We start from the raw sequence: 26,224 nt of genomic DNA on the forward strand, positions 1-26,224 counted from the left end.
GCTTTCTCCGTACGCGCCGCGTTCTTGATATGAATCAAGGATTGCGCGCGCGAAACGGGAGAGAAGGGCAGTCGTAATTCGGAACAGGCCCATGAATCTCTACACAGCACCCGATCCCAAATCCGTGGAACGTGTCAACGCCGAGCCGGTCAACGCCCGCCGCAACCGCCAGCCGCTTTATGCGGCGCGCAAGAAGGTCTTCCCCAAGCGCGTTCAGGGACGTTTTCGCCGGTTCAAGTGGATCGTGATGCTGGTCACGCTGGCAATCTATTATCTGGCACCCTGGATCCGCTGGGATCGCGGCCCCTTTGCGCCCGACCAGGCGATCCTGGTCGATCTGTCGTCGCGCCGCTTCTTTTTCTTCTTCATCGAGATCTGGCCGCAGGAATTCTACTATGTCGCCGGATTGCTGGTCATGGCGGGGTTCGGGCTGTTTCTGGTGACATCGGCGGTTGGCCGCGCCTGGTGCGGTTATGCCTGTCCGCAGACCGTATGGGTCGATCTCTTTCTCGTCGTCGAGCGCGCCATCGAAGGCGACCGTAACGCTCGAATGAAACTCGACGCCGGGCCGTGGACCTTCGGCAAGCTCGGCAAACGCCTGCTCAAGCATTCCACCTGGCTCGTCATCGGTGTTCTGACCGGCGGCGCATGGGTGTTCTATTTCGCCGATGCGCCGACCCTTGCCAAAGGGCTTTTCACAGGTGGGGCTCCGGCCGTCGCCTACGCCACGGTCGCCATTCTGACATCGACAACCTACGTTTTCGGCGGGCTGCTGCGCGAACAGGTTTGCACCTACATGTGCCCCTGGCCGCGCATTCAGGGCGCCATGCTTGATGAAAACTCCCTCGTCGTAACCTATAACGACTGGCGCGGCGAGCAACGCTCGCGCCATGCCAAGAAGGCGCAGGCGGAGGGGCAGGCTGTCGGCGATTGCGTCGACTGCAACGCCTGCGTCGCGGTCTGTCCGATGGGCATCGATATCCGCGACGGGCAGCAGATGGAATGCATCACCTGCGCGCTGTGCATCGATGCCTGCGACAATGTCATGGACAAGATCGGCAAGCCGCGCGGCCTGATCGCCTATGCGACGCTCAGCGAATATGCCAGCAACATGAATATCGCCACCGATGAGGGCAGGACGCCCGTCCAGCCGGCGCGCGTCAGAAATCCGGACGGCTCCTTCGTCGACGGCATTCGCCATTTCAACTGGCGCATCATCTTCCGGCCGCGCGTCGTCTTCTACGCGGTCGTCTGGACCGGCATCGGCATTGCCATGCTGGTGCATCTGTCGATGCGCGAGAGGCTGGAGCTCAATGTCGTCCATGACCGCAACCCGCAATATGTGCTGGAAAGCGACGGATCGATCCGCAACGGATATACGCTGCGTGTGCTCAACATGGTTCCGTCGCCGCGCACGATCGAACTGACCCTGTCGGGCATCGATGGTGCGACGATGCGGATCCCCGAACTCGGCAAGGAGGAGGGACGTCGGTTCCTGATCGACGCCGCCCCCGATGCGGCCACGACGCTCAAGGTCTTCGTCACCCGCAAACCGACGGGCGATGCCGTCAACGAATTCCTCTTTTCGATCGAAGATGCCGGCCATGCCGACCGCGCGACCTATCGGGCCGCATTCAACGCCCCAGGAGAAGCCAGATGAGCACCCGCACGCAAGGATTTACCGGCACGCACATGCTGCTTGTGACCTGTGCCTTCTTCGGCGTTGTCATCGCCGTCAACTTTACGATGGCATGGTACGCCTCGTCGAGCTGGAGCGGGCTGGTGGTCGAAAACACCTATGTCGCCAGCCAGGAGTTCAACGAGAAGGCCGCCGTCATGAAGGCGATGGCCGCTTCGGGGATCGCCGGCAGGCTCTCGCTGAAGAGCAACGAAATCCATTACGATATCCGCAACAGGGACGGTTCGCCGGCCGATGTCGATGACGTTGTCGCCAACTTCAAGCGGCCTGTCGGCGATCACGAGGATTTTCACGTCGCCCTGACCAAGCTCTCGCCAGGGCGGTTCGAGGCCGAGCATGCGATCGCCACGGGGGACTGGATCGTCGAAGTGACCTCGCGCCGCGGCGGCAACATCGTCATGCACGAGGCCGTGCGCATCGATACGGCGGAGTTTGGCCAATGACCTGCTGCACCATGAATGCCGACGGCGTCCTTGCAATGAGCACGACCGCCTTCAGCGCCGAGGAGATCGGACTTGCCAGCCACGCGCTCGGCGGCGGGCTTCGCCAGCTCGATCTCAGCGTGCCAGACGTCCATTGCGGCGCCTGCATATCGACCATCGAACGGGCTTTGTCCGCTTTGCCCTATGTGCGCAGGGCCAGGGTGAACCTCACCTCCAGGCGCGTGACTTGCGTCTATGCCGAGCAGATGGACGACAGGACGGTCGATCCTACCGGCATTACGGCCGCCATCGGCGCGACCGGCTACAGGGTTCATCTCTTCGCGCCGCTTGCGCCGGAAAGCGACAAGACGCGCAACCAGCTCCTCCTTGCCGTCGGGGTTGCGGGTTTCGCCGCGGCCAACATCATGCTGCTGTCCGTGTCGGTCTGGTCCGGCGCGGATGCCGCCACGCGCGACATGTTCCACTGGATCTCGGCGATGATCGCCGCGCCGGCGCTCGTTTACTCCGGCCGGTTCTTCTTCCGCTCGGCCTGGAACGCGTTGAAGCGCGGGCGCACGAACATGGACGTGCCGATTTCGCTTGCCGTGACGCTCTCCTATGCCGTTTCGCTCTGGGAGACGATGCATCATGGCGAGCATGCCTGGTTCGACGCGACCGTATCGCTGCTGTTCTTCCTGCTGATCGGGCGAACCCTCGACCATGTCATGCGCGAAAAGGCGCGCGCGGCAATCAACGGGCTGGCGCGGCTTGCCCCGCGCGGGGCGCTGGTCGTGGCAGCCGACGGTTCGAGGCGCTACGTGGCGGTCGAGGAGATCGCCGTCGGCGACGAAATTGCCGTCGCGGCCGGCGACCGCATCCCGGTCGACGGTATCGTCGCCAGCGGCGAGAGCGATCTCGACCTGTCGATCGTCACAGGCGAGAGCAGCCCGGTGGCCGTCGGTCCCGGCGCGGAAATCCATTCCGGCGCGATGAACCTGACAGGCTCGCTTACCGTGCGTGCGACCCGGCTTGCACGTAACTCGCTGCTTGCCGAGATCATCGGCCTGATGGAGGCCGCGGAAGGCGGACGCGCACGTTACCGGCGGATCGCCGACAGGGCCGCGGCGCTCTATTCGCCGGCCGTGCACCTGCTCGCTCTGGTGTCGTTTCTGGCCTGGGGGATCATCGGCGGAGACTGGAAGCAGGCGATGCTCGTCGGCGTCGCCGTGCTCATCATCACCTGCCCATGCGCTCTCGGGCTGGCGGTCCCGGTCGTGCAGGTCGTCGCAGCCGGCGAGCTCTTCCGCCGCGGCGTGATGGTCAAGGACGGTTCGGCGCTCGAGCGGCTGGCCGAGGTCGATACCGTCGCCTTCGACAAGACGGGCACGCTGACGCTCGGACGCCCGAGGCTCGTACGGACCGAGACCGACGAGGCGAGGAACATCGCGATTGCTGCGGGACTTGCCCAGCATTCCAGGCATCCGCTCTCGCGGGCGCTTGCCCGCCAGGCCGCCGCGGCGGAACAATTCGAGCGTGTCGCGGAGATCGCAGGCGGCGGTCTCGAAACTGTGCGCGGGGATGTCGTCTACAGGCTCGGAAATGCCTCCTTCGCCTGCGGTGCGGACGAGGTGGCGATGTCCGGCGGTGGGCTTTCCGAAGTCGTGCTTTCGGCAAACGGGGCAGCAATGGCGCGCTTCTTCTTCGAGGATACGCTTCGGCCGGGCGCCGGCGAGGCGGTGGCCGATCTGGAGTCGGCCGGTTTCCGGACGATGATCTTTTCGGGCGACCGCCAATCCGTCGTCGAAAGCACGGCGGGCATCCTTGGCGTCGATCGCGCTCTGGGTGCGCTCACCCCGAAGCAGAAGGTGGAAGCTTGCGAAACCCTCCGGGAGCAGGGGCGCCGCGTGCTGATGGTCGGCGACGGCATCAATGACGCGCCGGCACTGGCCGCGGCCCATGTTTCGATGGCGCCGTCCAGCGCGTCCGATATCGGGCGGCAGGCGGCCGACCTCGTCTTCTTCAACGAGAGGCTTGACGCAGTGCCCGACGCGATCCGGATCGCCAGGCGTTCGGCTGCGCTCATCCGGCAAAATTTCGCGCTCGCGATCGGCTACAACGTCCTGGCGGTGCCGATCGCGATCGCCGGCCTTGCGACGCCGCTGATCGCCGCCGTGGCGATGTCCACGTCGTCGATCATCGTCGTCACCAATGCCCTGCGTCTCAACAGTTTTGCAGGGCGAAACGCGGCCCTGCCGTTGTCGGGGATGCCTGTTGGCAAGCAGAAGGCGGAAGCCGCATGAACATGCTCGTCTATCTGATCCCGATCGCGCTTTTCATGGGCGGCCTTGGGCTGGCGGCGTTCCTCTGGTCCCTCAAAAGCGGCCAGTACGACGATCTGGAGGGTGCCTCCTGGCGCGTGATTGCCGACGATGATTCCGATCCGACCGCCCGATGACGGCATCAGCCGGAACAGACCGATGCTCTCCAACAACGAAAAGCTGCTGCAATCGGATATGTTTCGCGGGCTGAGCGACGATGCGGCAAGACGGCTCGTATCCCTCGGACGGCGGCGCATATGCGTCTCCGGCGAAGAGATCCTGGCGCAGGGCGAGCCCGGCGTCCACGTCGTCTATGTGGCAAGTGGCGTGGTGAGGCTGACACGGACGGAATCGAGCGGACGTGACGCCGATATCCGTGTCTGCGAGCCGGGCGACTTCATCGCCGAATATGTGATTTCGCTTGGCGGCAGCTACGCGCACGACGCGTGTGCCGGTGCCTTGAGCGAACTCGTATTCTTCGAGGCTGCGGCATTGCGGGTCCTTGCCGACGAATGCCCTCAGTTCCAGCGCAACCTGTTGAAAATATCGGCGCGTCACCTGCTCGAAGCCTTCGACGGCATCGCTGGCGACCGTCTGCACACCGCAGCTCAGCGCGTGGCGAATTTCCTCTTGCATCATTGCCCGGACGCGGCTCTCCAGGCGACGATCCACCTGCCATACAAGAAGCAGATTCTGGCCGGAAAACTCGGGCTTGGACCGGAGGCCCTGTCCCGGGCGTTTGCGGCCCTCGCGCGATGCGGTGTGGACGTGAAGGGTCGAACGGTCCGCATCGAAAACGTCATGCTGTTGCGCCAGGTCTGCTAGCAGAAATCCGGGGAAGTTGCCCGGACGCTGCCAGGGGGCCGGTCGTCACCAGCTTTCTTTGGGAACTGTCGCATATGGCGCCGAGAACGGTGGCACCGGTCGAATTCCTGCGCTATCTGGTTGGCAAGTCGAAACAAGATCGAAGAGGACCATGGAACCGGACCGTATTCTGGTGGTCGATGATGACGCGCGGATTCGACAGATGCTGGTGCGTTACTTCGAAGACAACGGATTTAAGGTGAACGCGGTTGCAAACGGTGCAGCAATGCGTTCCGAACTTGCCAAGAGTTCTTACGCGGCAATTTTTCTCGATCTGGTGCTCCCGAACGGCGAGAATGGTCTGGAATTGCTTCGGGAGCTTCGGAGCACATCCGACGTCCCGGTTCTCATGCTGACCGGTCAGGATGACGTCACGGACAAGGTCGTCGGCCTCGAGGTCGGCGCCGACGACTATATTGCCAAGCCCTTTCATCTGAGGGAATTGCTGGCCCGCCTCAGAACAATTCTGCGGCGTCGCACAGCCTCGGACGCGGCCCGCGCCACCAACGGACAGGACGAAACGCTCGCCTTCGAGGGCTGGTCGCTCGACGTGTCGCGGCGGCGGCTGACCTCGCCCCAGGGCGATGACGTTGCCTTGACGACCGGCGAGTTCGACATGCTGCTGGTCTTCGTGCGCAATCCGGGCCGGGTTCTTTCGCGCGAAACCCTGATGGACCTGACGAGAAACCGCAGTCTCGAAGCCTTCGATCGCGCAATCGATGCCCAGATCGTCCGCCTGCGCAAGAAGATCGAGAATGATCCAAAGAGCCCGGATCTCATCCAGTCGGTGCGCGGCGTCGGTTATGTTTTCACGGGCCGGCCGGGGCGAACACCGAGATAATTGATCCTCGTCAATGTCCGGCCGCCTGCTCGGGCTATGAGTTGAGCCATTATGGCTGCAACAATGACGATCTGGATTCTTTTCGCGGTGATGACGACCGCAGCGACTGCCGTCCTGCTTCATCCGCTTTCGACGAGCACCCGGAAGGCAGCGGTTGCCAAGGAAGATGCCGACAAGGTCTATCGCGACCAGCTTTTCGAACTCGAGGAGGATATCGCTTCCGGGCGGATCGCGCCGGACGAATACGAACTGGCCAGGGCCGAAACGGCGCGGCGCCTGTTCAAGGCGGCGGACAAGCGCCGGCCGGCGCAAACCGTGCAGCGCCCCGGCAGATGGCTGAAACATGCGATTGCCACGTTCCTGCCCTTGCTCACTATCGCCCTCTACGTTTCGCTCGGTTCCCCCGAGCTTCCCTCGCGCCCGTTGGCGGCGAGGCTGGCGGAGCCGGGCCAGGATCTCCCGATCCTCGTCAAGAAGATGGAGGATCATCTGGCGGCCCGTCCCGCTGACGGGCGGGGGTGGGAGGTTATCGCTCCGGTCTACCTCAAGATGGGCAGGTTCGATGACGCGGCGAAGGCCTATCGAACCGCGCTTCGTCTGAACGGAGCCAGTGTCTCCCGCCTCGAGGGGCTGTCGGAAGCGCTCATGGCTACCTCAAACGGTGCGGTGACGAGCGAAGCGCTTGATGAACTCAAGCAGATCCTCACCCTCGAGCCCGACAACCCGCGCGCCCGCTTCTACATTGCCTTGAGCCTGGAACAGGCGGGACAGGCGGAGGCGGCGCGCGGCGCCTTCGAGGCGCTGGCGAAGCAGTCGCCGGCCGATGCGCCCTGGCTGGCGCTGGTCAACGAACATATCGCCCGGAACGGCGGCACGGCGTCTGCGCCTGCCGCCCCGCCGGCCGCCGGCTCCGCCGCGCCGGGTGGCCCGACGGCCGAGGACGTGGCGGCGGCCGGGACGATGAGCAGCGGCGAGCGCCAGCAGATGATCCGCGGCATGGTGGAAAGCCTCGATGCCAGACTGACCGTCGATCCCGACAATTTCGAGGGCTGGATGCGCCTTGTCCGCTCCTACGCCGTATTGAACGACAAGGATCGCGCAGCAGACGCGCTGAAGCGCGGCCTGGCCGCCTTCCCGGCCTCCGGGAACGAGGGCCGGCAATTGCTGGCGCTGGCCAGGGAACTCGGCATCGCCACGGAGGGGTTGACGGAATGACGCGCAAGCAGAAACGCCTGGCGGTGATTGCCGGCGGCATGGGCTTCATCGCCGCCGCCGTGCTGCTCGTGCTGTTCGCCTTCAGCCAGTCGGTCGCCTATTTCTACATGCCGGGCGATCTCGCCGGCAACCCGGTCGCACCCGGCACCCGCATCCGCCTCGGCGGGCTGGTGGGCGCCGGCAGCGTGCTGCGCGGCGAGGGCTCGGTCGTGCGGTTTGCCGTGACCGATCCGAGCGGTGAGATCGTCAACGTGCGCTACCAGGGCATCCTGCCCGACCTGTTCCGCGAGGGGCAGGGGGTGGTGACGGAAGGATCGTTCGAGGCCGGCAGCAATATCTTTACCGCCGATACCGTGCTGGCCAAGCATGACGAGACCTATATGCCCAAGGAAGTGGCCGACAAGCTGAAGGCCGAGGGCCTGTGGGAAGAGGGCAAGGGCGCCGCCCCGCAGGGCAAGGACGCCAAGGACCAGGGGGCGACGGGCCAGGAAGCGACGGGCCAGCAAGCCGGCGGCCAGGAAGCGAAGGCGACGCCATGATTATCGAGATCGGCCATTACGCGCTGGTTCTGGCGCTTGCCACGGCAATCGTGCTGTCGCTGGTGCCGGCCATCGGCGCGCGCCGCGGCGATGTTGCGATGATGGACGTGGCCCCGCTCGGCTCCGTCCTGCTCTTTGGCCTCGTCGCCTTCTCCTTCGGCGTCTTGACCTATGCCCATGTCGTCTCCGACTTCTCGGTGAAGAACGTCTGGGAGAACTCGCATTCGCTGGTGCCGCTGATCTACAAATATTCCGGCGTCTGGGGCAATCACGAGGGCTCGATGATGCTCTGGCTCCTGATCCTGGCGCTGTTCAGCGCGCTGGTCGCGCTCTTCGGCCGCAACCTGCCCGATACGCTGAAGGCCAATGTCCTGTCCGTCCAGGCCTGGATCTCGGTCGCCTTCATCCTTTTCATCCTGCTGACCTCCAATCCGTTCCTGCGCCTCGATCCGGCCCCGGCCGAGGGCCGGGACCTGAACCCGGTGCTGCAGGATGTCGGCCTCGCCATCCATCCGCCGCTGCTCTATCTCGGTTATGTCGGCTTCTCGGTCTGTTTCTCCTTTGCCGTCGCCGCCCTTCTTGACGGGCGCATTGATGCGGCCTGGGCGCGCTGGGTCAGGCCCTGGACGCTGGCCGCCTGGACCTTTCTGACGCTCGGCATCGCCATGGGCTCCTACTGGGCCTATTACGAACTCGGCTGGGGCGGCTGGTGGTTCTGGGACCCGGTGGAGAACGCCTCCTTCATGCCCTGGCTTGCCGGCACAGCACTTCTGCATTCGGCGCTCGTCATGGAAAAGCGCGAGGCGCTGAAGATCTGGACGGTGCTGCTTGCCATCCTCACCTTCTCGCTGTCGCTGATGGGCACCTTCCTGGTGCGCTCGGGCGTGCTCACCTCGGTGCATGCCTTTGCCAGCGACCCGAGCCGCGGCGTCTTCATCCTCTGCATCCTGCTGGTCTTCATCGGCGGGGCGCTGTCGCTCTTTGCCCTGCGCGCCCCGTTGCTCTCGGCCGGCGGCCTGTTTGCGCCGATCTCGCGCGAAGGCGCGCTCGTCGTCAACAACCTGATCCTGACGGTTGCCTGCGGCACGGTTCTGACCGGCACGCTCTATCCGCTGGTGCTGGAAACGCTGACCGGCGACAAGATCTCCGTCGGCCCGCCCTTCTTCAACCTGACCTTCGGCCTCTTGATGGCGCCGCTTCTGGTCGTCGTGCCCTTCGGGCCGCTGCTGGCCTGGAAGCGCGGCGACCTGCTCGGCGCCCTGCTGCGGCTCTATGTCGTGGCCGCTCTCGCCTTTGCCGCCGCGCTCGTCTTCTTCTATCTCGAACATGGCGGCCCGGTCATGGCCGTGCTCGGCCTTGCCGCCGGCCTGTTCCTGATCCTGGGCGCCGTTGCCGATCTCTGGTACCGCGCCGGCATCGGCAAGGTGAAGGCCGATATCGCCTGGCGGCGGCTCTCCGGCCTGCCGCGCTCGGCCTTCGGCACGGCGCTTGCCCATGCCGGGCTTGGCATCACCGTGCTTGGCATCGTCACTGTCACCACGTTTGCGACCGAGCATGTGATCGAGATGAAGCCCGGCCAGTCGGCGGAGGCCGGCGGCTACGGCATCGTCTTCGACGGCATGCAGCCGGCGACCGGCCCGAACTACACGGAAGAGCGCGGCCATTTCTCGATCCGCCGCGGCGGCGCGCAAGTCGCCGATACCTGGTCGGCCAAGCGGCTCTATACCGCAAGGCAGATGCCGACGACGGAAGCCGGCATCCTGACCTTCGGCCTCAGCCAGCTCTATGTCTCGCTCGGCGACGCCACCCATGACGGCGGCATCGTCGTGCGCATCTGGTGGAAGCCGTTCATCCTGTGCATCTGGGGCGGGGCGCTGGTCATGGCGCTCGGCGGTTTCGTCTCGCTCAGCGACCGGCGCCTGCGGGTCGGCGCCCCGAGCCGGAAGGCGAAGGCCGCCAAGGCTGCCCCCGCGATGGAGCCGGCGGAATGAGGCGCTTCCTCCAAATGTCGCGCCGTCTCTCCCGGCTCCTCCCCATCCTGGTCGTCCTTTTCGCCCCAATGTCCGCCTTCGCCGTCAACCCGGACGAAGTGCTTGCCGACCCGGCCCTTGAAGCCCGGGCGCGGGCGCTGTCGGCGGAACTGCGCTGCATGGTCTGCCAGAACCAGTCGATCGACGATTCCAATGCCGATCTTGCCAGAGACCTGCGCCTTCTCGTGCGCGAGCGCATCACCGACGGCGATACGGACGAGGAGGTGCTGGACTATATCGTCTCGCGCTACGGCGAGTTCGTGCTCTTGAAGCCGCGCGTCAGCCTGCGCACGCTGCTGCTCTGGGGCGCCCCGGTGCTGATGATCCTTGCCGGCGGCGCCTCCCTTATCGTCTTTGCCCGAAAGAGAGCCGGCAAGCCGACCGGCAGCAAGCTCACCGACGAAGAGCAGGCACGGCTTGCCGAGCTTCTGGATCCGACTCTGCGACTTTGACGGAGGTCAAGGCCCGTTCGTCCCGGCCGCCCTACTCTCATGGAACAAGAGGTTTCCGGAAGGGGAGGCGGAGCTATGCAGGCCAAGGACATTATGACGAGCGACGTGTTTTCGATCAGCCCAGCGGCGGGGATCCGTCATGCCGTCGCGGTGATGATGCAGAACAATATCAGCGGGCTGCCTGTCGTTGAAGACGGGGGGCGGATCTGCGGGATTGTGACCGAAGGCGACCTCCTGCTGCGCCGGGAGATCCGGCTTGCGCCGCGCAGCGCGCACCACGCGGAAGTTACGTCCGATGTCGATCTCGACCGCTACATTCGCGGCAACGGCTGGTCCGTCAGGGATATCATGTCACGCGATGTCATCGTCGCCGGTCCGGACAGCGAGGTTTCGGATATTGCCGAAAGCCTTGAGGTGCATCGCATCAAGCGCATCCCGATCGTCGAGGGCGGGCGGCTCGTCGGGATTGTCAGCCGGCGCGATATCCTCGCTTTGATAACGGACGCGCCGACGCTCAGATTGCCACGCGAGGATGACGCGATCCTCCTGGCGGTTCGCACGCGCCTGAAATACGATCTCGGCCTGACGCCGCAACGGATACGCGTCTCCGTTCGCAACGGGCAGATCACGCTCGAAGGGAATTTGGAAAGCGATCTGCAGCGCCGTGCCGTGCTGGCGCTTGTCGAAAACCTCGGGTTGGGAGGCTGCCTTGATCGGTTGCAGATTGCCGCAGATCCGGGTCTGGAAGATTGGTCGCAACAGGCCTGAGCCCGGGCCGCAGCCCCGGCACTTCCGATCGGCGGCCGGCGGCCAATGCTTGCCGGGCGCTGCACCGATGCGGGCCAACCTGCCTGAACGGCGTGCGGCCATCGCTATGGGCACGCCATAGGCACCCGGTCCATCAGCTCCGTTCGGACTGATTCAAGGACAGCGTGGGGGCTGTTGCCGCGCGCGAGGACGGTGTTTCCGGCGAATTATCGCCCGTCAGCATGAGGGGCCGCGCGATGCCTGATCTTCGCGACGACCTCGACTTGCCGGCGATAGGCGCGGCCACGAAACCAGGTCGTCACGCTGATGGCGGTCATGGTGGCGAAGGCGACGGCATAGGCGGCCAGCACATATTCCTGATGTGTCATCTCAGTTTGCCCTTTCTGTTGCGGCCCGTGCGGCCAGGCGGTGATGCGACATGAGCTTTCGCCGCCAGATTTCGTTCCTGATCGAGGCGATGTGGAGGGTGAAAAAGAGTGCCGTAAAGGCCAGGCCCATCGTCAGCAGCGGGCGAAGGAATTCGATATCCAGGGCGGGGCCATCCAGCCTGAGCACGCTCGCCGGCTGGTGCAGCGTGTTCCACCAGTCGACAGAGAACTTGATGACGGGAATGTTGACGAAGCCCACGACAACGAGAACGGCCGTGATACGGGCAGCACGCGTCGGCTCGTCGATGGCACGGTTGATCGCCAGCAGTCCGAGATACATGAGGAAAAGCACGAACATCGAGGTCAGGCGCGCATCCCAGACCCACCAGGTGCCCCACATCGGCTTGCCCCAGATCGCGCCCGTCACAAGCGACACGAAGGTAAAGGCCGCACCGATTGGCGCCGCGGCGCGGGCGGCGACATCGGCCAGCGGATGGCGCCATACGAGAGAGCCGATGGCGTTTGCCGTCATCACCGCATAGCAGAACATTGCCATCCAGGCCGCCGGAACATGCACATACATGATCCTGACAGTCTCACCCTGCTGGTAGTCTCCATCGGAGACGAAACTCAGATAGAGGCCGATGACGAAACAGAGGGCGGTGAGCGTCGAAAGGCCGGGCAATATCCGGTCGGCGAACGCCAGGAACCTGGCGGGCTGCGCAAGGCTGGCGATGTTGTCTTTGATGCGTCCGGCATAGGTCATGGCCTGCTCTAGCGCCCAACACCGCCAGATTAATTGACCCGGATCAAACTGCGGTCATGCGCCTCTCATTCGCTCGGCCGACATCAGGGTTCGAGGTAGGGGCAGCGAAGCCTTTCGCTGCATGTTGCTGAGACCTTGTGCCGCGGCAGCGCTCCGGCTCAACCGGTCGATAATTGATCGCGGTCAAAGACGATCGTCGCGCAATGTCAAAAAAAGGGGGCATTCCAGTTCAGGAGACCCTCATCTTGATGATTGCCGCGCACGACCGAACCGCCGCTCCCCCTCCCGGCGCGATTGCGGGTTCCCACCCGCGCTCCGGGAAAAAGAAGCCGGCCGTTTCCGGCCTTCTCCGATTGCTGCCCCTGCTGCGGCCCCACCGGGGTCTTCTGCTGTGGGCGCTCGTCTCGTTGGCTGCTGCAGCCATGATCTCGCTTGCGCTGCCGATGGCGGTCCGCCGGATGATCGACCATGGATTCGGTCAGTCCGACGGCGGTTTCGTCAACAGCTATTTCCTGATGCTTCTTGCTCTCGCCGTCGCGCTCGCCATAACAAGCGCCTGCCGGTACTATTTCGTCACGACGCTTGGCGAACGCATCGTCAGCGACCTGCGTGTGAAAACCTTCCGGAACGTGACACGCCTGCCGGCTCGCTTTTTTGACGCCAACAAGTCCGGCGATATCGCATCCCGGCTGACGGCTGACGCTGCGCAGATCAAGTCCGCATTGAACCTTGCCGCGTCGGTGGCCCTGCGCAATTCGCTGCTGTGCCTGGGCGCTCTGGCGATGATGTTCGTCACGAGCCCGGGATTGTCCGCCATTACTTTGGGCGCCATCCCGCTCGTCATTGCGCCGCTCGTTCTTTTCGGTCGCTCGGTTCGCAGAAAATCGCGGGCGGCGCAGGACACGCTTGCGATCGCGTCGGCCTTCGCCAGCGAGATGATCGCCGGCAGCCGAACGATGCAGGCTTTCAACGGGGAGGCGGCGGCGAGCGAGAGATATGCACGCGAGGTCGAGACCTCCTACCGCAGCGCCGTCCACGCCGCCCGCTCCCGCGCGCTGCTGACCGCCGTCGCCATTGCCCTCATTTTCGGAAGCGTCGTCGGGGTTCTCTGGATCGGCGCCCACAACCTGCTGTCCGGTACGCTTTCGGCCGGGAGCCTCAGCCAGTTCCTGCTCTATTCCGTCATTGCCGCTGGCTCGCTGGGCTCGCTCTCGGAAGTCTGGGGCGAGCTGGCGCAGGCGGCAGGTTCGGCCGAACGCCTTTTCGAGCTGCTCGATGAAGATAGCGGCGAAAGCGAGCCGGTCTCGCAAACTGCGCTCAGCCGGCCCGCCGCAGGCGCAATCGAAATCCGGGACCTGCATTTCGCCTATCCGGGGGCTCCTGACAAGGAGGTTCTTGCGGGCCTGTCGATGAGTGTCCGGCCCGGAGAGACGGTGGCGCTTGTGGGCGCTTCCGGCTCCGGCAAGAGCACGATCTTCTCGCTGCTGCTCGGCTTCTACCCGGATTATTCCGGCAAGATCTCGCTCGATGGCTGCGATATCCGCACAACCGCGGCCTCGGCCGTTCGAGGCGAAATAGCCGTCGTGCCGCAGGACGTGACAATCTTTGCGACGACCATCGCTGAGAATATCGGCCTTGGACGCCCCGACGCCTCAGACGAAGAAATCGCGGCGGCTGCGGCCGCGGCACGGGCGCATGGATTTATCTCCGAACTGCCGGACGGCTATCGTAGCGTGGTCGGCGAGCGCGGTCTCACCCTGTCGGGTGGGCAGCGGCAAAGACTGGCGATCGCCCGCGCGGTCCTGAAGAACGCGCCGGTCCTTCTGCTGGACGAGGCCACGGCATCTCTCGATGCAGAAAACGAAATGCTTGTGCAGAAAGGGCTCGACGATCTGATGTGCAACCGCACGACGATCGTGATCGCGCATCGCCTTGCCACTGTGCTCAAGGCGGATCGAATCCTGGTGATCGACGGCGGGCGGGTGATCGAGGAGGGAACACACGCCGCGCTGATCCGCCAGGGCGGAACCTATTCCAAGCTTGCCGAACTGCAGTTCGATCTCACGGAGGCGACGGCGCTCACGGGGCACGCGGCATGAGCCTTGCGGCGACAGGTATCTGCGATGTGCGGCCTGTCGCCTGCACCAGGGCCGGTCATTCCGCTGATCGGCCCGGAACCCAGGCTCTTCGGATATGAATAAGGTTGACAAGTAACCCTTTAGATGAGAACAAAAAGAGAACTATTGGGAAGGCGGTTATTCATGATACGTTTCGCGCCGAAGACTACTCCGGCAATCAAAATTGCAAAGCCGAATACCGACATCGAGCTGGCGGATTCCATCGCCGCCGTCCAGAAAGTGGCCGATGACGCGAACAGGCAGGCCGATCCGGCGACGGGCGAACCTGCAGCAATATTACTCCTTGAGTTATCGGGGGAGCCCGCTCCAAAAGTCAGAAAGACGGGCTCCAGGAAGCGCAGAGAGGCTGGAAACCCGACGCGGCTTGAAACGGGCAACCGGGGTCATGATCGAAACGCCGGTGATTTGCTGCTCGACCTCTGACGACAGGTTTCCAGCACCAGTGCCGAAGGTTTGGCTACGTCACGCCGCCGCCGCGGCGTGACCTGCGGTCAATTCCAGCTCGCAAAGCTCGTCGATGGTCTGGCGTCGGCGGATCAGCCGGGAATTTGCCCCGTCGATGAGATATTCGGCAGCGTGAAGCCGGCTGTTGTAGTTCGACGACATCGACGCGCCATAGGCGCCTGTCCCGTGGAAGACGAGGAAGTCGCCGACCTCGGCATGAGACAGCGGCCGTGTCTCGACCACGCCGTCGGCCCCTTGCGTGAAGACGTCTCCCGATTCGCAGAGCGGTCCTGCTACGACAGTGGGGCGCGGTTCGGACGAGCTTAGGTCTCGGCCGTCGTGAGGCAGCACCGATATCCCGTGATAGCTGCCATAGAGGGCAGGGCGCATCAGGTCGTTGAAACCTGCATCCACGAGAGTGAAGTGATTTCGGCCAGCCTGTTTTGTCGCGCGGACCTCGGCCAGCAGCACACCGGCTTCTGCCACGAGGAAACGTCCAGGCTCGATCTCCAGGCGCACGGCATGGCCGAGCCTGCTTTCCGCCTGTCTGCGCACGCTGTCCCACAGGCTGAAATAATGCGCGGTATCGATTGCCTTGTCCCCGTCGCGATAGGGAACGGAAAGGCCACCGCCTGCCGAGATCGCCTCGATGTCGTGATCCAGACTGTTGAGCAGGCCGGTCATCGCGTGACAGACCTGTTCGAGATGGCCGTAATCGACGCCGGAACCGATATGGAGATGAAGCCCGACGAGATGCAGGCGATAACGGCGGACCAGGTCGATGGCGTGGCCGAGTTCCGTATGCCAGATGCCGTGCTTGCTGTTTTCTCCGCCCGTATTTGTCTTGTTGCTGTGGCCGTGGCCGAAGCCGGGATTGACGCGCAGCCAGACGCGATGACCGGGCGAAAGCTGGCCGAGCTGGTGCAGCATGTCGATGGAGCCGGCATTGACTTCGAACTTGTCGTTGACGACGCGGCGCAGGGTCGGGCGGTCGAAAATGTCGGCAGTGTAGACGATCCCTGCCGCGCCTGAAACGGTCGAACCGGCAGAAAACCCGGCCCGCTGCGCGCGCTCGATTTCACCAAGGGATACGGAGTCCACCAGCACGCCCGCCTCCCGCATGAGGGAGAGGATGTGGATATTGGAGCACGCCTTCTGCGCATAGCGGATCACATCGAACGCCCCAAGCTGCCTTATCCGCTCACGGATCGTCGAAGCGTCGTAAATCCACAAGGGCGTCCCGTATCGATGGGCGAGGGCAATAAGGTCATTGGCGGGGGTGAAGGGCATGGTACGGCTTATCCATAGGGCGGCCCTTCGAACCGGGAGATCGTTTCAGCTGGGCAATGCGGTTTTCGCAAAAGGGTTGACCACGAAACCGGCCATATGAAAAATATCAATTTTTCCAGTCCGCATTCAATTCCGATATGAGGTGGCATGGCCGTTACCCTTCGGCATATCGAAGTCTTCAGGGCGGTGATGATGACGGGCAGCGTCACGGATGCGGCCGCGATGCTGAATACGTCACAACCGACGATCAGCCGCGAACTGGCGCGCTTCGAGCATCTGATCCAGATGCAGCTTTTTGAGCGCATACGCGGCCGGCTGCGCCCGACCGCGCATGCCCTGCAATTGTTCGAGGAAGTGCAACGCGCCTATTTCGGGCTGGATCGCATCCTCGATACAGCGGCGTCGCTGCGCCAGTTCGAGCAGGGACAGCTTTCCATCGTATGCCTGCCGGTCTTTTCTCAATCGCTCCTGCCGCAGACATGCCGGCGTTTCATCGAGCGCTTCCCGAACGTGGGCGTCAGTATCGTTCCGCAGGAATCCCCTCTGCTGGAGGAATGGCTGTCGGCGCAACGTTATGACTTCGGGCTGACCGAGGTCGGCCACGCCCCTCAGGGCACGGAGGCGACCCCACTCATGACGCTCGACGAGATCTGCGTGTTGCCGGAGGCTCATCCGCTTCTGGCAAAGGCCGTTCTGTCGCCCGGCGATTTCGAAGGGCAATCCTTTGTCAGCCTGTCGGCGACGGACAGCTACAGGCAGCAGATTGATCAGATTTTTCGAAATGCCGGCATCGCCAGGCGCATGGTCGTCGAGACCCACAGCGCGGCATCCGTCTGCTCGATGGTGCGGGAGGGAATTGGCCTGGCCATCGTCAACCCCCTGACGGCCCTGGATTTTTCCGGCAACGGTGTTCACCTTCGCCGGCTGTCGTTCTCGGTCCCGTTTTCCGTCAACATCGTGCGGCCGATCCATCGGCCGCAGTCGCAACTGGTCGAGCTATTCGGGGGCGAACTGGCCCGGCAGGCCCGGCAGATCGAAACCCGGCTTGCCGCCCTCATTGGCCCTCGCTGACCGCCGACACCCTGTTGCACCTCGTCAGTTCAGCACCGGTTCTCCAGCGGTGATACGCTGCTCGCCTTCGTCAAACAGATGAACAGAATCGTGGAGCGGAGCGATGCGCAGAACATCGCCGGGGGCAGCTCTGATCCGCTCCCGGAACACGCAGCTGATCGTCTGCGCGCCAAGACGGGCGATCACCAATGTCTCGGACCCTGTCGGCTCGACAACGGCGGTCGTCACCTCGATGCCGTTGGGATCGAGCGTGATGTGTTCGGGGCGAATGCCGTAGGTGACGGCGCCGGACGGGTGCCGCTCGCTCGGCAGGACAAGCCCGTCTGCGGTCCGGAAACCTTCATTCGTCATGGTCCCCCTGATGAAGTTCATGGCGGGAGAGCCGATGAAGCCGGCAACGAAGAGGTTGTTCGGGCGATCGTAAAGTTCGAGCGGAGAACCGGATTGTTCGATCAGGCCGTCCTTCATCACGACGATCTTGTCTGCCATCGTCATCGCCTCGATCTGATCGTGGGTGACGTAGATCGTCGTGGTCTTCAGCCGCTGATGCAGTTCCTTGATCTCGGAGCGCATCTGCACGCGCAGCTTGGCATCCAGGTTCGACAGGGGCTCGTCGAACAGGAAGACGGCGGGATCGCGAACGATCGCGCGTCCCATGGCGACGCGCTGCCGCTGGCCGCCCGACAGCTGCTTCGGATAGCGCTCGAGAAGCGCCTCCAGCCCGAGGATCTTGGCGGCATTGCCGACGCGCCTGTCGATCTCGGTCTTCGGCATGCGCTTCAGCCGCAACGAGAAGCCCATATTCCTGGCGACCGTCATGTGCGGATAAAGCGCGTAGTTCTGGAACACCATGGCGATGTCGCGATCCTTCGGTGCCAGCTCGTTGACGATATGCGCGCCGATCTGGATCTCGCCGGAGCTAATGTCTTCCAGGCCGGCGATCATTCTGAGCAGGGTGGATTTGCCGCAGCCCGAGGGACCGACGAGCACGACGAACTCGCCGTCGCGGATATCGACCGAGACACCTTTGATGGCTTTGAACGCGCCGTAGTCCTTGCGCGCATTGTTCACTCTCACATGGGCCATTTCCGTCCTCCCGGGGCGCTCTCAAAGCTTGTCCAAGACGTTTCTGAGGTAGGCGAGCCCGAGGCGCTCACCTTCTTTTCTGGCCTCGAGATCCTTGCCCGGCCATCCGTGGGCGGCGTCCTCGTGCTCGATCGAAAGCGTGCCGTCAAAGCCGCCGGCGCGGGCCTGGCGCAGGAAGCGGGGCCAGTCGAGCAGGCCCTGGCCCGGCAGCTTGTACTGCCACCAGCCCCTGCCGTGGTAGCCGACCGCCTGCTGGGCGGCTGCATCGATGGCCGTATCCTTGGCGTGGAGAATGGCGATGCGATCCTTGACTGCCTCCATCGCGGCATAGGGATCGACGCCGATACGAATGAGGTGCGACGGGTCGAACTCGAGAGCGAAGCGCCGGTCGGGTATGCGCTTGAAGAGCGCCTGCCAGCCTTTCGGCGTGGTGCCGATGAAATTGTCCTTCGGCCCCGGCCAGTTTTCGATCGCGAAGGTGAGGCCGCTTGACGTCGTGCGGGCAATCAATCGGTTGGCGAAATCGGCGAAATCATCGTAGTTGGTCTCCTCGTCGGCACTGTCGTCGCGGCCGGGAAAAATCACGAAGATCGGCACTCCTGCCTCGCCGATCGCCTCCGCAAATTCCTCCGTTCGGGTGCGAAGTTCACCGCGCTTTGTGCGATCGGAATCGAGCTGGTTGCCGAAATAGGTAATCGAGGAGACGAAGAGGTTCCGGTCCCGGGCGAGTGCCACCGCAGCCCGCACCCTGTCCGGCGTCCTGATGTGGCCGCCGACGTCGATTTCGATCGCGTCGAAACGGGCCGACGCCGCAAAATCCACCACTTCCTCAAGTGGCCGGTCGTTGAATGTCGACGTATAAAAGCCAATCCTCATCAAAATCCTCCCAGTGCCTTGCCGGCGGTTTCAATTGTTCAGGCGATCCATGAATTTGAGGGGCGAGCGGGTGCGCTGAACGGCGTCGGCCGATGCCAGCATCAGGGCCGCGGCCATCGGCATCGCTGCCGCACCGAGCGCCGAAGCGTCCTCGCCGAGCGAAGCGCGATGCAGCGAGGGCAAGGTGGTGTCTGCGGCCGTCAGATGTTCGTGAACGTAGCGCAGCAGCTCGTCGATCATGCGGATCGGCAATCGGCCGCCGATGATGATGGCGTCGGGATCGACGATCATGCCGATATGCTTGACGGCAACGGCAAGATGCGCGCTCATCTCCTTCAGCCATTTCGAAACGAGCGCCCTGCCATGCGCGTCAAGGGCCAGCAGGTCCTGGGGCACGCTTGCGCGGATGCCGTGTTCGGCCAGGAACTTGTAGAGGAAGAAGATCGTCACCATCTCGCCCAGAAGATCGACCTTCGGTGCCGCCTTGTCCCGATCGTCGGCGATCGGCAGCCAGCCGATTTCGCCGCTGAGCGCCATGGCGCCGCGATGGCCGTTGCCGTCGAGCACGAGGCCTCCGCCAAGGCAGGCGTTGATGGCGATGTAAAAGAAGCTGCGGCTTTCCGACCCGAGGCCGTAATCGAGTTCCGCAAGTGCCGCGGCATTGGTCTCGTTCTCGATGAAGACCGGGTGCTGCGTCAGGTTTTCCAGCGCTGCACGGACGTCGAATTCCATCCATTCCGAGTAGTCGTCGGGCATGCCGAGGAAGCTGATCTCGCCGAGCCAGTCCGGCATGGCGAGCCCGATGCCGGCCAGATGCGCGTCGTCGATCAGGCGGCTTCGCTGGAAGTGGGAGATCGCATCGGCCGTCAGCTGCATGAATTCGGCCGGTCGCACATAGCGCTTTTCGTGGTGCACGCGGGCGCGCACGTTGCCGACCGCATCGACGGCGACAATCGTCAGATGGTCGCGATCGATGTTGATGCCGATTGCATAGAATGCATCGGGGTTGATCTCGAGCTCGATTGCCGGCTGGCCCCGGAGCCCATGGCGCCGGCGCGCCTCGATGATCAGGCCCTCGTCGAGCAGGCGGTCCACGATGCGGGCGATCGCCGGTTTGGTAAAGCCGGTCTGCCGGGCAATCTCGGCACGCGAGATCGGCGCCTGCCGATGGATGCAGCGCAGAACGACGGCTCTGTTGTGTTCGCCCGCATCCTCGACATTGGCCCCCGTCAGGTCGGGAGACAGTCTGGCGCCGGTTGTCTGGTTCATGGTCGGGATCCTCTATCTGCCACGCACATGCAAGCCGGCCTCATCCTTTCACTGCGCCGCTGGTCATGGCACCAAGGATCAGCCGCTGGAGCGACAGGAAGGCCACGATCGCCGGCACGACGGAGATCAGGCAGGCGGCCGCAAGCAGCTGGATGGACGAGTCGGTCTGCATGCCACGGAAGTTAAAGATCCCGACGCCGATCGGCATCAGATTGTTTTGCGTGAGCAGCAGAAAAGGCACGAGGAACTGCGACCAGCCGGCAATCACGGTGATGATGAAGACGGAAGCGATGCCCGGCGCCGAAAGCGGCAGGACGATCCGCCAGAAGACCGAGAACCGGTTGCAGCCGTCGATCATGGCTGCCTCGTCGAGGCTGCGCGGAATGCCGTCTATCGTGCTTTTCAGCAGCCAGGTCGCAAGCGGCACGCCGAGCGCGATATAGACCATCGTGACGGCGAAATGCGTGTCGAGCAAGCCGAGACGGTTCATGTAGCGGTAGAGCGGCACCATGATGACCAGCGGCGAGATCATCTGGAACAGCAGGAGCCCCATCATCGACAGGCCCTTGCCGCGGAACTGGAAGCGGGAAAATGCATAAGCCGCAGGCAGGGCGACGATCAGCACGCCGAAACCGCTGAAGGCAGCAAGCTTCAGCCCGTTCCAGAGATAGATCGGGAAGTAGCTGTTGTTGAGCACGGTGACGAAGTTGTCGATGGTCGGATTGTGCGGGATGTAGCGCGCCACGCCGCGATAGATTTCCCGCCTGTCACGCAAGGCCATCGACAGGAGATAGGAGAGGGGGCCGGCGAAGAAGATGAACATCGCCAGCATGAAGAGGTAGCTCAGGAAATCGCCGAAGCGCGTGCCGGTGCGCCTGCTCATTGCTCCTCCTCCTTCGGCAGGAACGATGCGTAAACGAAGGCAAGCCCGAGGCTGATGATCAGCATCAGCACGGAGAGCACGCTGCCGCCGGAAAGATCGTAATTGCGGAAGACGATATTGAACACGTAAAGCGAGATCACCTCGGTCGCCCGCCCCGGACCGCCGCCGGTCAGCGTGATGATCGCGTCGAAAGTGTTGAGCGTCATGATCGTGATGAGGATCATGTTGACCAGCATGGCGGCGCGCAGCTGCGGGAGAGTGATGAAGAGGAACTGTTGCGAACCTGTCGCGCCGTCGACATCCGCCGCCTCGTAAAGGGACGGGTCGATCGATTTCAGGGCTGCGTACATGACCACCATCGAGAAGGCCGTGCCGCGCCAGATATTGGAAATCAGCGCCGACCACGGCGCGATCGCCGGATCGGATAGCCAGGCGACCGTCGGCAGGTGCATAAGCCGCAAGATGCTGTTCAACGCCCCGTAGGGAGCTTCGGAAAACAGCATCTGCCAGATGATGCCGCCGGCAATGCCGGGCACGACCCAGGCAACGAGCGCCGTGGTGCGCAGGATCGTCGTGCCGAACAGGCCGCGTTTTTCGCCTCTGATGACAACGACGGCAACGGCGAGACCGAATATCTGCTGTCCGATGACGCTGCCGCCCACGAAGATGAGCGTGGCCCATAGGATGTCGGGCAGCTGCGGCGAACTCAGCGCGTTCGAGATCGTGCCGAGCGTATAGACCGGATTGTCGCCGATCAGGGTCGCATTGGTGAACGACAGGCGAAACACGTCGATCACGGGATAGAGATAGAAGATGCCGATGACGATGATCACGGGCATGATCCAGGGCAAGGGTGCCCCGGCAAAACGGCGCATGAACGATCTGCTGTGAGGCGGGCTGGCAGCCTCGATGGCGATGGGGCTCATTGGGCTTCTCTGTCCGGGTTTGACATGACCGGCGACGCCCGTCATGGGCGCCGCCGCAATCTCAATCGTTAGAGACGCTTGTATGCCTCCATCGTCGCGTTGAACGCCGCGTCCAGAGCCTCTTCCGGCTTCTTGGTGCCGGAAAGGACGTCGCCCATCATGATCTGGATCTGGTTGGAGATTTCCGGATAGATCGGAGCGCCCGGACGGGCCTGGCCGTTGACGAGAGCTGCGGCAAAGGTCTTGTTGGCCTCGGTTGCGAAGACATCATATTTGTCGAAGAGCGACTTGCGCGTCGGCAGCTGCTGCTGCAGCGCATTGGCCGGTCCCATATAGACTTCGCGGGCAAGGTTGGCGCACATCTCCACCTTGTCCTTGTCCTTGCTGAACGAGGCGATCGTCCATCCGCCGGTGCCGGTGGAGCGCTGGTCTGCGGTCGGGCCGGGGATCGGCGAGAAGGTCCAGTTCTTGAACTCGTCTTCGTCGAGCGTGACCTTCAGCTGGGCATATTGCCAGTTGCCGCCTATGAAGAGAGCGGTGGTTCCGGCAGCTGCCGCGGCGTTGAGGTCGTCATAGTTTCCGATGGTCGTCACGCGCTTGGGTGCGGCACCGGAATCGACCAGATCCTTGTAGTAATTCAGGGCCTTCAGGAATTTCTCCTTGTTTTCGCCCTCGCCGAAGATGGGCTTGCCGGAATCGTCGACAAGCTTGCCGCCGAGCGCCCAATAGTTGGCCAGCCAGTCGAAGGTGGATCCTTCGTAGCGGCCGGCGTTGAAGAGGATGCCTTCCATGCCCTGTTCGACGGAGGAAAGCCCGGCCTTCTTCAGGTCATCCCAGGTCTGCGGCGCGTCGGCAACGATGGATTTGTTGCGGTAGAGAACACGAAGGTCCGTGTCCCACCACCATGCACGGATTGTCTGGTCCTTGTCGGTGATGCCGTTGCGGATGAAGGGGAAGAGGTCGGCGATTTCCTCCTTCGAGAAATAGGGCGTGAAGTCGGCGAGCACATGGTTGACCATGAACTGCGAGAGCACGAAGGAGTCGACCGCAGCACAATCCGGAGCGTTGCCGGCCTTGGCCTGCTCCAGCATCTTGGCCTGTTCGGTGCCGATATCGGCCGACATGAACTGCATCTGCAGTTTCCAGTCGGGATGCTTCTTGATGAACTCGACGAAGAGTTTCTGGTAGCCTTCGGCGATTGCCGGGTCGGCATTGTTGGGGCTGTCGTTGGTGAGCCGGACGACCAGGGTTTTCGGGGCGTCGGCAGCCCCGATCCTGTCCTTTGTCGCGAGTTCCTGGGCAAATGCGGCAGGCACTGAAAATAACATTGTGCTCAGCGCTAACGCGCTGATGAACGCTCTCTTCATGATGGGTCTCCTCCCCATTTTAAACGGATACAGCCTGGTGGTCGGTTGACCTCTCCTCATTTCCATGCTGCATTAATTAGATTAAGTTACTTTGATTTGATGTCAAGCCGCAGCTTGGGAGGAATGAGATGCTGGCGACATTCAACACAAGTTAGCGAACCGCAGCCGCACGTCCCGATCACAAGAAAATCGAGCCATTTCGGGCACCCGCAATGGCACGGTGAGGTTTTGCCTCGGCTACGTGAGGATAGCCGAACCTGACATCCATGGAGGATCAGATGCGTTTACTCATTCTCGGCACTGGTGGAATGGCCAACCAGCATGCCGCAAATTTCAAGGCGATCGAAGGCGTCAGCGTGGTGGGCGGGGTCGATGTCGTGCCCGAACGGCTGGCAGCCTTTTGCTCCGAACACGGTATCCCGAACCACTTCGGCTCGCTCGAGGAGGCGCTGGCCTGGGGCGAGTTCGACGCCGTCGCCAACGTCACGCCCGACCGCATTCACCACCCGACGACGCTTCAGGCGATCGCGGCGGGAAAGCATGTGTTCTGCGAAAAGCCGCTGGCGACCGATGCCACCAAGGCGATGGAAATGACCGATGCGATCGAGAAAGCCGGCAAGGTCGGCATGGTCAACTTCACCTATCGCAATTCGCCCGCCCTGCAGAAGGGCCGGCAGATGGTGCTCGCCGGCGAGATCGGCGCGGTCAGGCATGTCGAGGCGTCACATCTGCAGAGCTGGCTCGTCGGCCGTCATTGGGGCGATTGGAAAACCGAGAGCAAATGGCTGTGGCGCCTGAGCAAGAAACACGGTTCGAATGGCGCGCTTGGCGATATCGGCATCCATATCGTCGATTTCGCGTCCTACGGTTCGGGGCTGGACGTCGCCCATGTCTTTGCCCGGCTCAAGACATTCAACAAGGCGCCGGGTGACAAGATCGGCGAATATGACCTGGACGCGAATGACAGTTTCACGATGAATGTCGATTTCACCACAGGGGCGATCGGCACAATCCAGGCGACGCGCACCGCCGCCGGCCAGATGGATCAGCTGCGTCTCCGGGTCTATGGCGAAACCGGCTCGATCGAGATGATCTACGATACTGGAAAATCGACGCTTCGCGCCTGCCTCGGCGAAGACGTTCACACCGCCACATGGCGCGATATTCCCTTCGATCCCGTCGAGACCAACTACCAGCGTTTCGTGCAGGCTGTCAGGGCGGGCAAGACGCAGGAACCTTCGTTCCGTCGCGCGGCGAATATCCAGAAAGTGCTCGACAAGGCACTGGCTTCCGATATCAGCCACGCCGACGAGGCGCTTGTCTGATCGGATACTCGGACATCAGGCAGAGACCGGCGGCAGCAGGGTGTTGAGGAAAGGCAGCAATGCCGCCCCCAGCGCCACGCCGCCGCCGCTGAAGCTTGCCGGTTTCATCGGCGAAATCCATGGTGTCAGGAACGGTCGCTTGGACGTGTCGCGCCGTTCGACGGAAAGCTGGTGGATCAGCGCTTCGATGACGCTTCGCGGCAGGTCGCTGCCGATCATGATGACACCAGGGGCAATGAAACCGGCCATGGCGATGATCGGGTCGAGAAGGTGGCTGGCCGCCTCGCGGATCCACTGCGTCAACTGGGGGGAAGACGGTTCCGCGCCCGCAATGAGGCGCCGGAACTCCTCGTCGCTGATCAGGGCGCGCAGGGCGCCGAAGCCGACCACGCTGTTCAGCCGGACATTGTCGGGACCGGTCAGCATCTCGCCGATACTGCCGGCGCGTCCGTGAACGCCGGAATAGGGGATGCCGCGAACGAGGAAGCCGGCCTGGACGTCTTCGTCGATGATGATCATTGCCAGCCCACCTTCAGGCGCGGGCGCGCCGATGGTGCGCTCGGCAAGCAGGCTTGCGGTGCACTCGTTCTCCACATGTATGCGTGCAAGCGTCGAGGTCGCGTTGAGTTCCTCGCCTTCCTGTGGGGTCCAATCGTTGGACCCAATCCCCAGGCCGATGATCGGCAGGCCGGCATGACGGCTCGCCATGGCCTGGGTGGCCGAGACGATTGACGGCACTCTCGCGGTCGGGGAAAGCGGAAAATATTCGCGATCATGGACCTGGCCGCTGAGATCGATCAGCACGGCTTCGCCCCTGCTCTGGCGGACCCTGACGCCGATCGAGAACGCACCATCCGGGCGCAGGGCGAATTCGGCGGCGGTTGCGCCGCTGCCCGCGCCGTTGCGGCGGTGCGACGTCACCAGGCCTTCATCGCTGAGCCGGCGTAGAATATTGGTGATGCCAGGGCCGGTAAGACCCGAGTGCTGGCCGAGTTCCATGCGGGTCAAAGGGCCGTGCCGGCGGATGGCTTCCAGGATGACGCGGATATTTCTGTCGGCGATTTCTCCCGATCGCAGACCGATTGTCTTACCCCGCGTAACAGCCGTTTCCTCTGCCTGACGTCGCCGCGGCCCGGATCGAAGATACCGCATTATCGTCTTCCCTCAGCACCATGACGCTTGTGTATCACAGGGTGTCGACGCCCCTAACCGTTTTCATTTTTGGAAGATAAGCCATTAATTCTATTGGGGCACAAATCGAAGTCTC

25 protein-coding genes are annotated in these 26,224 nt (G+C 63.1%); 15 read left to right on the forward strand and 10 right to left on the reverse strand.

Annotated elements, in window-relative coordinates; all coding sequences use genetic code 11:
* The first annotated feature begins 91 nt into the window (after positions 1 to 91).
* The 11 genes from ccoG (at position 92) to ACU8HS_RS25780 (ending at position 11,148) form a co-directional block, all read left to right on the forward strand.
* Positions 92 to 1,660, forward strand: coding sequence for a cytochrome c oxidase accessory protein CcoG (ccoG, locus tag ACU8HS_RS25730; RefSeq protein WP_112756973.1), 1,569 nt, complete (start codon positions 92 to 94; stop codon positions 1,658 to 1,660).
* Entirely contained in the window at positions 1,657 to 2,142 is a 486-nt protein-coding gene (locus ACU8HS_RS25735) for a FixH family protein (protein ID WP_447015983.1), read from the forward strand. Before ccoG ends, ACU8HS_RS25735 begins: the two co-directional genes overlap by 4 nt.
* A complete protein-coding gene (locus tag ACU8HS_RS25740; RefSeq protein ID WP_112756975.1) occupies positions 2,139 to 4,421 on the forward strand; it encodes a cation-translocating P-type ATPase in 2,283 nt (760 codons plus the stop codon). Before ACU8HS_RS25735 ends, ACU8HS_RS25740 begins: the two co-directional genes overlap by 4 nt.
* Positions 4,418 to 4,576: a cbb3-type cytochrome oxidase assembly protein CcoS gene (gene ccoS / locus ACU8HS_RS25745; RefSeq protein WP_112568839.1), complete on the forward strand. Its 159-nt coding sequence runs from the start codon at positions 4,418 to 4,420 to the stop codon at positions 4,574 to 4,576. Before ACU8HS_RS25740 ends, ccoS begins: the two co-directional genes overlap by 4 nt.
* A gap of 22 nt (positions 4,577 to 4,598) precedes the next feature.
* Complete coding sequence (locus ACU8HS_RS25750) at positions 4,599 to 5,264, forward strand: Crp/Fnr family transcriptional regulator (RefSeq protein ID WP_112756977.1); 666 nt, start codon at positions 4,599 to 4,601, stop codon at positions 5,262 to 5,264.
* Positions 5,265 to 5,415: 151 nt separating this feature from the next.
* Positions 5,416 to 6,144 carry a response regulator gene (locus ACU8HS_RS25755; RefSeq protein ID WP_112568835.1) on the forward strand — a complete coding sequence of 243 codons (729 nt, stop codon included), beginning with the start codon at positions 5,416 to 5,418 and terminating at the stop codon, positions 6,142 to 6,144.
* Between the two features lie 63 nt (positions 6,145 to 6,207).
* Positions 6,208 to 7,359 carry a c-type cytochrome biogenesis protein CcmI gene (ccmI, locus tag ACU8HS_RS25760; protein ID WP_447015984.1) on the forward strand — a complete coding sequence of 384 codons (1,152 nt, stop codon included), beginning with the start codon at positions 6,208 to 6,210 and terminating at the stop codon, positions 7,357 to 7,359.
* The gene (gene ccmE / locus ACU8HS_RS25765) at positions 7,356 to 7,898 is read left to right on the forward strand and encodes a cytochrome c maturation protein CcmE (RefSeq protein ID WP_447015390.1); all 543 of its coding nucleotides are present in this window, start codon (positions 7,356 to 7,358) and stop codon (positions 7,896 to 7,898) included. Before ccmI ends, ccmE begins: the two co-directional genes overlap by 4 nt.
* Positions 7,895 to 9,889 carry a heme lyase CcmF/NrfE family subunit gene (locus ACU8HS_RS25770; protein WP_447015985.1) on the forward strand — a complete coding sequence of 665 codons (1,995 nt, stop codon included), beginning with the start codon at positions 7,895 to 7,897 and terminating at the stop codon, positions 9,887 to 9,889. Before ccmE ends, ACU8HS_RS25770 begins: the two co-directional genes overlap by 4 nt.
* Positions 9,886 to 10,380, forward strand: coding sequence for a cytochrome c-type biogenesis protein (locus ACU8HS_RS25775; protein ID WP_447015986.1), 495 nt, complete (start codon positions 9,886 to 9,888; stop codon positions 10,378 to 10,380). Before ACU8HS_RS25770 ends, ACU8HS_RS25775 begins: the two co-directional genes overlap by 4 nt.
* A 75-nt stretch (positions 10,381 to 10,455) precedes the next feature.
* Positions 10,456 to 11,148 (forward strand): CBS domain-containing protein, encoded by a 693-nt coding sequence (locus tag ACU8HS_RS25780; RefSeq protein ID WP_447015987.1) that lies wholly within the window; start codon positions 10,456 to 10,458, stop codon positions 11,146 to 11,148.
* Between the two features lie 206 nt (positions 11,149 to 11,354).
* Here ACU8HS_RS25780 and ACU8HS_RS25785 read toward each other — a convergent pair whose 3' ends face one another.
* On the reverse strand, positions 11,355 to 11,516 hold the full coding sequence (locus tag ACU8HS_RS25785) for a heme exporter protein CcmD (RefSeq protein ID WP_112573266.1): 162 nt from the start codon (positions 11,514 to 11,516) through the stop codon (positions 11,355 to 11,357).
* Between the two features lies 1 nt (position 11,517).
* Positions 11,518 to 12,282 carry a heme ABC transporter permease gene (locus ACU8HS_RS25790; protein WP_447015988.1) on the reverse strand — a complete coding sequence of 255 codons (765 nt, stop codon included), beginning with the start codon at positions 12,280 to 12,282 and terminating at the stop codon, positions 11,518 to 11,520.
* 248 nt (positions 12,283 to 12,530) lie between these two features.
* Here ACU8HS_RS25790 and ACU8HS_RS25795 point away from each other — a divergent pair, with 248 nt between their 5' ends.
* Complete coding sequence (locus ACU8HS_RS25795) at positions 12,531 to 14,381, forward strand: ABC transporter transmembrane domain-containing protein (protein ID WP_447016463.1); 1,851 nt, start codon at positions 12,531 to 12,533, stop codon at positions 14,379 to 14,381.
* A gap of 162 nt (positions 14,382 to 14,543) precedes the next feature.
* Positions 14,544 to 14,843 (forward strand): hypothetical protein, encoded by a 300-nt coding sequence (locus ACU8HS_RS25800; RefSeq protein WP_112706092.1) that lies wholly within the window; start codon positions 14,544 to 14,546, stop codon positions 14,841 to 14,843.
* Positions 14,844 to 14,882: 39 nt separating this feature from the next.
* Here the strand turns inward: ACU8HS_RS25800 and lysA are convergent, their stop codons facing one another.
* Positions 14,883 to 16,154, reverse strand: coding sequence for a diaminopimelate decarboxylase (gene lysA, locus ACU8HS_RS25805; RefSeq protein ID WP_447015989.1), 1,272 nt, complete (start codon positions 16,152 to 16,154; stop codon positions 14,883 to 14,885).
* A gap of 147 nt (positions 16,155 to 16,301) precedes the next feature.
* On the opposite strand from lysA, the gene ACU8HS_RS25810 reads away from it, so the two are divergent.
* Positions 16,302 to 17,225 carry a LysR family transcriptional regulator gene (locus ACU8HS_RS25810; RefSeq protein ID WP_113500127.1) on the forward strand — a complete coding sequence of 308 codons (924 nt, stop codon included), beginning with the start codon at positions 16,302 to 16,304 and terminating at the stop codon, positions 17,223 to 17,225.
* Between the two features lie 24 nt (positions 17,226 to 17,249).
* On the opposite strand, the gene ACU8HS_RS25815 is transcribed toward ACU8HS_RS25810, so the two are convergent.
* The 6 genes from ACU8HS_RS25815 to ACU8HS_RS25840 form a co-directional block, all read right to left on the reverse strand.
* Positions 17,250 to 18,311, reverse strand: a complete 1,062-nt coding sequence (locus ACU8HS_RS25815; protein WP_112706089.1) for an ABC transporter ATP-binding protein — start codon at positions 18,309 to 18,311, stop codon at positions 17,250 to 17,252.
* 21 nt (positions 18,312 to 18,332) lie between these two features.
* Complete coding sequence (locus ACU8HS_RS25820; RefSeq protein ID WP_447015990.1) at positions 18,333 to 19,187, reverse strand: sugar phosphate isomerase/epimerase family protein; 855 nt, start codon at positions 19,185 to 19,187, stop codon at positions 18,333 to 18,335.
* 30 nt (positions 19,188 to 19,217) lie between these two features.
* Complete coding sequence (locus tag ACU8HS_RS25825) at positions 19,218 to 20,456, reverse strand: ROK family transcriptional regulator (protein WP_112573249.1); 1,239 nt, start codon at positions 20,454 to 20,456, stop codon at positions 19,218 to 19,220.
* A 40-nt stretch (positions 20,457 to 20,496) separates the two neighbouring features.
* Complete coding sequence (locus tag ACU8HS_RS25830) at positions 20,497 to 21,339, reverse strand: carbohydrate ABC transporter permease (protein WP_112573247.1); 843 nt, start codon at positions 21,337 to 21,339, stop codon at positions 20,497 to 20,499.
* Positions 21,336 to 22,265, reverse strand: a complete 930-nt coding sequence (locus ACU8HS_RS25835) for a carbohydrate ABC transporter permease (RefSeq protein WP_112573244.1) — start codon at positions 22,263 to 22,265, stop codon at positions 21,336 to 21,338. Before ACU8HS_RS25835 ends, ACU8HS_RS25830 begins: the two co-directional genes overlap by 4 nt.
* A gap of 68 nt (positions 22,266 to 22,333) precedes the next feature.
* Positions 22,334 to 23,632, reverse strand: a complete 1,299-nt coding sequence (locus tag ACU8HS_RS25840; protein WP_447015991.1) for an extracellular solute-binding protein — start codon at positions 23,630 to 23,632, stop codon at positions 22,334 to 22,336.
* A 278-nt stretch (positions 23,633 to 23,910) separates the two neighbouring features.
* Here ACU8HS_RS25840 and ACU8HS_RS25845 point away from each other — a divergent pair, with 278 nt between their 5' ends.
* Positions 23,911 to 24,957, forward strand: coding sequence for a Gfo/Idh/MocA family protein (locus ACU8HS_RS25845; protein ID WP_112573270.1), 1,047 nt, complete (start codon positions 23,911 to 23,913; stop codon positions 24,955 to 24,957).
* 15 nt (positions 24,958 to 24,972) lie between these two features.
* On the opposite strand, the gene ACU8HS_RS25850 is transcribed toward ACU8HS_RS25845, so the two are convergent.
* Positions 24,973 to 26,109, reverse strand: coding sequence for an ROK family transcriptional regulator (locus ACU8HS_RS25850; protein WP_112757229.1), 1,137 nt, complete (start codon positions 26,107 to 26,109; stop codon positions 24,973 to 24,975).
* Positions 26,110 to 26,224: the final 115 nt, after the last annotated feature.

The sequence above is a fragment of the Rhizobium sp. KDH_Rht_773_N genome (assembly GCF_052946295.1).

Excerpts from the sequence above, each read along its gene's own strand:
- ccoG (WP_112756973.1), top strand. The coding sequence starts at position 92 with ATGAATCTCTACACAGCACCCGATCCCAAATCCGTGGAACGTGTCAAC.
- ACU8HS_RS25735 (WP_447015983.1), top strand. The coding sequence starts at position 1,657 with ATGAGCACCCGCACGCAAGGATTTACCGGCACGCACATGCTGCTTGTG.
- ACU8HS_RS25740 (WP_112756975.1), top strand. The coding sequence starts at position 2,139 with ATGACCTGCTGCACCATGAATGCCGACGGCGTCCTTGCAATGAGCACG.
- ccoS (WP_112568839.1), top strand. The coding sequence starts at position 4,418 with ATGAACATGCTCGTCTATCTGATCCCGATCGCGCTTTTCATGGGCGGC.
- ACU8HS_RS25750 (WP_112756977.1), top strand. The coding sequence starts at position 4,599 with ATGCTCTCCAACAACGAAAAGCTGCTGCAATCGGATATGTTTCGCGGG.
- ACU8HS_RS25755 (WP_112568835.1), top strand. The coding sequence starts at position 5,416 with ATGGAACCGGACCGTATTCTGGTGGTCGATGATGACGCGCGGATTCGA.
- ccmI (WP_447015984.1), top strand. The coding sequence starts at position 6,208 with ATGACGATCTGGATTCTTTTCGCGGTGATGACGACCGCAGCGACTGCC.
- ccmE (WP_447015390.1), top strand. The coding sequence starts at position 7,356 with ATGACGCGCAAGCAGAAACGCCTGGCGGTGATTGCCGGCGGCATGGGC.
- ACU8HS_RS25770 (WP_447015985.1), top strand. The coding sequence starts at position 7,895 with ATGATTATCGAGATCGGCCATTACGCGCTGGTTCTGGCGCTTGCCACG.
- ACU8HS_RS25775 (WP_447015986.1), top strand. The coding sequence starts at position 9,886 with ATGAGGCGCTTCCTCCAAATGTCGCGCCGTCTCTCCCGGCTCCTCCCC.
- ACU8HS_RS25780 (WP_447015987.1), top strand. The coding sequence starts at position 10,456 with ATGCAGGCCAAGGACATTATGACGAGCGACGTGTTTTCGATCAGCCCA.
- ACU8HS_RS25785 (WP_112573266.1), bottom strand. The coding sequence starts at position 11,516 with ATGACACATCAGGAATATGTGCTGGCCGCCTATGCCGTCGCCTTCGCC.
- ACU8HS_RS25790 (WP_447015988.1), bottom strand. The coding sequence starts at position 12,282 with ATGACCTATGCCGGACGCATCAAAGACAACATCGCCAGCCTTGCGCAG.
- ACU8HS_RS25795 (WP_447016463.1), top strand. The coding sequence starts at position 12,531 with ATGATTGCCGCGCACGACCGAACCGCCGCTCCCCCTCCCGGCGCGATT.
- ACU8HS_RS25800 (WP_112706092.1), top strand. The coding sequence starts at position 14,544 with ATGATACGTTTCGCGCCGAAGACTACTCCGGCAATCAAAATTGCAAAG.
- lysA (WP_447015989.1), bottom strand. The coding sequence starts at position 16,154 with ATGCCCTTCACCCCCGCCAATGACCTTATTGCCCTCGCCCATCGATAC.
- ACU8HS_RS25810 (WP_113500127.1), top strand. The coding sequence starts at position 16,302 with ATGGCCGTTACCCTTCGGCATATCGAAGTCTTCAGGGCGGTGATGATG.
- ACU8HS_RS25815 (WP_112706089.1), bottom strand. The coding sequence starts at position 18,311 with ATGGCCCATGTGAGAGTGAACAATGCGCGCAAGGACTACGGCGCGTTC.
- ACU8HS_RS25820 (WP_447015990.1), bottom strand. The coding sequence starts at position 19,187 with ATGAGGATTGGCTTTTATACGTCGACATTCAACGACCGGCCACTTGAG.
- ACU8HS_RS25825 (WP_112573249.1), bottom strand. The coding sequence starts at position 20,456 with ATGAACCAGACAACCGGCGCCAGACTGTCTCCCGACCTGACGGGGGCC.
- ACU8HS_RS25830 (WP_112573247.1), bottom strand. The coding sequence starts at position 21,339 with ATGAGCAGGCGCACCGGCACGCGCTTCGGCGATTTCCTGAGCTACCTC.
- ACU8HS_RS25835 (WP_112573244.1), bottom strand. The coding sequence starts at position 22,265 with ATGAGCCCCATCGCCATCGAGGCTGCCAGCCCGCCTCACAGCAGATCG.
- ACU8HS_RS25840 (WP_447015991.1), bottom strand. The coding sequence starts at position 23,632 with ATGAAGAGAGCGTTCATCAGCGCGTTAGCGCTGAGCACAATGTTATTT.
- ACU8HS_RS25845 (WP_112573270.1), top strand. The coding sequence starts at position 23,911 with ATGCGTTTACTCATTCTCGGCACTGGTGGAATGGCCAACCAGCATGCC.
- ACU8HS_RS25850 (WP_112757229.1), bottom strand. The coding sequence starts at position 26,109 with ATGCGGTATCTTCGATCCGGGCCGCGGCGACGTCAGGCAGAGGAAACG.